This is a genomic window from Streptomyces acidicola (genome assembly GCF_009377235.1).
Lineage (GTDB): Bacteria > Actinomycetota > Actinomycetes > Streptomycetales > Streptomycetaceae > Streptomyces > Streptomyces acidicola.
Genome location: NZ_VMNX01000427.1, coordinates 1 through 3,973, shown reverse-complemented (window position 1 = coordinate 3,973; position 3,973 = coordinate 1). Strand labels below are relative to the sequence as shown.

Here is a 3,973-nt window from a genome sequence, read left to right as displayed (position 1 = left end):
GGGCGGTACGAGGGCCCGTTCGGCGCCGTTTACGGCGCCGGTTTCGGTGTCGCCGTGGGCCGTTTCGGTGTCTCCGTCGGCGAGGGCGCCGACCCGGGCGGCGAGCCGCAGCAGGCGGGCCACCTTGGCGTCGATCGCGGCCTCGGGAACGCGGCCGTCCCGTACGGCGGCGACCAGTTTCTCGCCCCAGGGGCTGTGGGGTCCCGGCATGGCCAGGTCCTGCCGCCCGCGGGCGCTGGCCTCGGTGCTCTGCACGGCGGTCCAGTCGGAGACGATGACGCCGTCGAAGCCCCACTCGTCGTCCAGCGGGCTGCGCAGCAGGTCGTTCTCGGTCATGGTGGCGCCGTTGACGCCGTTGTAGGCGGACATCACGCCCCAGGCCCCGCCCTCGGTGACGGCGGCCTCGAAGGGGGCGAGGTAGAGCTCGCGCAGGGTGCGCTCGTCGACGCGGACGTCGACGGTGTAGCGGTCGGTCTCGGCGTCGTTGGCGACGTAGTGCTTGGGCACGGCGGCGATCCCGTGCCGTTGCACGGCGCGTACGAAGCCGACGGCCAGGGCACCGGAGAGCGCCGGGTCCTCCGAGAAGCACTCGAAGTGGCGGCCGCCCAGCGGGCTCCGGTGCAGGTTGATGGTGGGCCCGAGGAGCAGGTGCACGCCCCTGGTCCTGGCCTCGTGGGCCAGGACCACGCCGTACCGGTCGGCGAACCCGGGGTCCCAGGTGGCGGCGAGCGAGGTGGCGGAGGGCAGGTTGAGCGAGGGTTCACGCTCGTCCCAGAACTCGCCGCGCACCCCGGAGGGGCCGTCGGAGAGCAGCATCGAGCCGAGGCCGACGGCGGGTTCCGCGGCGGTGCGCCAGAAGCTGCCGCCGGTGAGCAGCCGGACCTTCTGTTCCAGGGACAGCGCGGCGACGAGCCGTGCCTCCCGGGAGTCGTCGGGTTCGCCGGCCGGTTGCCGCACGTCAGTGCTGGACTGGGTCATCGGGTTCCTTGTCGCTTTCGGGGGCCTGGGTGCGGGCCGAGGTGGGGGCGTGAGACGCGGGGGCGGTCAGTCCTGGGTCGCCAGGCGCAGCTCCCCGGGGAAGTGGCAGGCCGCGCCGTGCTCCGCGGGGCCCTGGGCGCTCAGCGCCGGGTCCCGCTCGGCGCAGATCGTGCGCTCGGGGCGGGCCAGCGGGCCGATCGGGCAGCGGGTGCGGAAACGGCAGCCGGACGGCGGGTTCTTGGGGCTCGGCAGGTCGCCGCGGAGCACGATCCGTTCGCGTCCGGCGCCGGCCTCGGGGGTCGGCACGGAGGACAGCAGCGAGACGGTGTAGGGGTGCTGGGGGTCGGCGTAGAGCCGCTCGGCGGGGCCGGTCTCCACGATGCGGCCCAGGTACATCACGGCGACGCGGTCGCTGATGTGGCGGACCACGGCCAGGTCGTGGGCGATGAACAGGTAGCCGAGGCCGAGGCGGTCGCGCAGGTCGGCGAGGAGGTTCATGATCTGCGCCTGGATGGACACGTCGAGCGCGGAGACCGGTTCGTCGAGGACCAGGCACTCGGGCTCGACGGCCAGGGCGCGGGCGATGCCGATGCGTTGGCGCTGGCCGCCGGAGAAGGCGTGCGGCAGCCGGTCGAGATGGCGTTCGCCGAGGCCGACGAGGTCGAGGAGTTCCGCGGCCCGCTCCGCCCGTTCGGCGGCCGGCACACCGCGCACCCCGAGTGCCTCGTCGAGCACCTGACGCACGGTGCGCCGCGGGTTGAGGGAGGCGTAGGGGTCCTGGAAGACGTACTGGACCCCGCGTCTGGCCTCGGCTGCCTCGCGGCGCGGCAGGGTGGCGACGTCCAGGCCGCGGATCCGGACGGTGCCGGCCGCCGGCCGGTTGATGCCGACGAGGGTGCGGGCGAGGGTGGACTTGCCGCAGCCCGACTCGCCGACCAGGCCGAGGGTCTCGCCCGCGGCGACCCGCAGGCTGACGCCGTCGACGATGTACAGCGACCCGCCGCGGCCGAAGGCGCGCCGGGTGCCGAGGTCCACCCGCAGGTCGTCGACCTCCAGGATGGTCTCGCCGATGGCGGGCCGCTCGGGGGCGGCGGCCTCGGCCGCGGCATCGGCGCGGGCCTCGGCGGGCGCCGCGGCCCGGCCGTCGGCGGTCGCCCAGCAGGCTGCCCGGTGTTCGGGGTCGGCCGGGAGGACGTCGAGGACCGGGATCTCGGCGCGGCAGCGGTCGTGGGCGAGCACGCAGCGCGGGTTGAAGGCGCAGCCGGTGGGCAGGTTGGCGGGGTCCGGCGGCTGGCCCGGGATGGCGGGCAGCCGGCCGCCGGCCGGGGAGTCGAGCCGGGGCATGGCGCGCAGCAGGGCCCGGGTGTAGGGGTGGGCGGGTGCGGTGAACACGGTCTCGGCGGTGCCGGTCTCGACGATCCGGCCGCCGTACATGACGGCGACCTCGTCGCACAGTTCGGCGACGACGCCCATGTCGTGGGTGATCATCAGTACCGCGACGCCGGTGCGCTCACGGAGTTCGGCGAGCAGCCGCAGGATCTGGGCCTGGATGGTGACGTCGAGCGCGGTGGTGGGCTCGTCGGCGATCAGCAGGTCGGGGTCGCGGGCGAGGGCCATGGCGATGACGACGCGCTGGCGCATGCCGCCGGAGAACTGGTGCGGGTACTCGCCGGCGCGTCGTTCGGGATCGGGGATGCCGACCATGTCGAGGAGTTCCACGGCGCGTTGTGTGGCCTTGGCGCGGCGCTCGCCGTGCACGATCAGGGCCTCGGCGACCTGCTGCCCGACGGTGAGGACGGGGTTGAGGGACGCCTGGGGGTCCTGGAAGACCATGGCGATGCGGTCGCCGCGTATCGCGCGCATCTCGCGTTCCGGCAGGGTGAGCAGGTCGGTGCCGGCGAAGCGGACGCTGCCGCCCTCGGTGCGTCCCGGCTCGGGCACCATGCGCATCAGCGCCCTGGCGGTGATGGACTTGCCGGAGCCGGACTCGCCGACCAGGCCGGTGATGCGGCCGCGTCTGATCCGCAGTGACACTCCGTCGACGGCGGTGACCGGCCCGCCTTCCGTGTCGAAGGTGATCCGCACCTCGCCGGCGTCCAGCAGGACGTCGGTCTTCTCGATGGGGGATGCGGCCGTGAGTGATTCGGTCATTTCCGGGTCACCGCCTCGTTGAGCGCGTCGGAGAGCAGGCTGAAGGCGAGGGCCAGCAGCAGGAGGACGAGGGTCGGGCCCAGCACGTAGACGGGCGCGTAGGACAGGAAGCGGACCCCGGTGTTGAGCAGGGTGCCGAGGGAGGGCTGCGGGGGCTGGATGCCGAGGCCGACGAGGGAGAGGCCGGTCTCCAGGAAGATGGCGACCACCATGGCGATGGCGGTGTGCACGATGATCGGGTCGATGGCGTTGGGGAGGATGTGGCGGAGCAGTACCCGCCATCCGGGGACGCCGAGGACGCGGGCGGCGAGTACGTACTCGCGCTGTTCCTGGGTGAGCAGCGCGGCCCTGGCGAGGCGCCCGTAGCCGGGGAGCAGCACGATCACGATGGTGATGAGCAGCGCGGTGCTTCCGGGTTCGAGGATGAGGGCGATGACGATGCCGAGGACGAGTCCCGGGAAGCCGAGGATGATGTCGAAGACGCGCTGGAGGAACATGCCGAGCGCGCGGGAGAGTCCGCCGGCGATGCCGAGCAGGGTGCCGAGGAGCATGGCGAGCGGGACGCCGACGAACAGCAGCACCAGGTCGGAGCGGAGGCCGAAGAGGGTGCGGACGAAGATGTCGCGGCCGAGTTCGTCGGTGCCGAAGGGGTGGGCCAGCGAGGGGTCGGCGAAGGTGTTGCCGGTCTGCTGGTCGTAGCCGTCGCTGAACGCGGGCACCAGCAGGGCGGTCAGCACCAGCAGCAGGACGAGGGAGGCGCCGACGATGCCGCGGGGGCGGCGGAACGCGAGCAGGTAGCGGCGCCAGCCTTCGTACCGGCGGGCGGTGGCGGCGGCCTCGGGGG

General features: G+C 73.6%; 3 protein-coding genes. All 3 read right to left on the bottom strand.

Annotated features, from left to right (window positions below; all coding sequences use genetic code 11):
* On the bottom strand, positions 1–978 hold a 978-nt coding region (locus FPZ41_RS45360), incomplete at its 3' end, for a glycoside hydrolase family 3 protein (RefSeq protein WP_194236452.1).
* 66 nt (positions 979–1,044) lie between these two features.
* Entirely contained in the window at positions 1,045–3,129 is a 2,085-nt protein-coding gene (locus tag FPZ41_RS45355) for a dipeptide ABC transporter ATP-binding protein (RefSeq protein ID WP_152870631.1), read from the bottom strand.
* Positions 3,126–3,973 (bottom strand): ABC transporter permease (locus FPZ41_RS45350; RefSeq protein WP_152870629.1); only part of this gene is annotated, 848 nt, incomplete at its 5' end. The genes FPZ41_RS45350 and FPZ41_RS45355, both read right to left, overlap by 4 nt.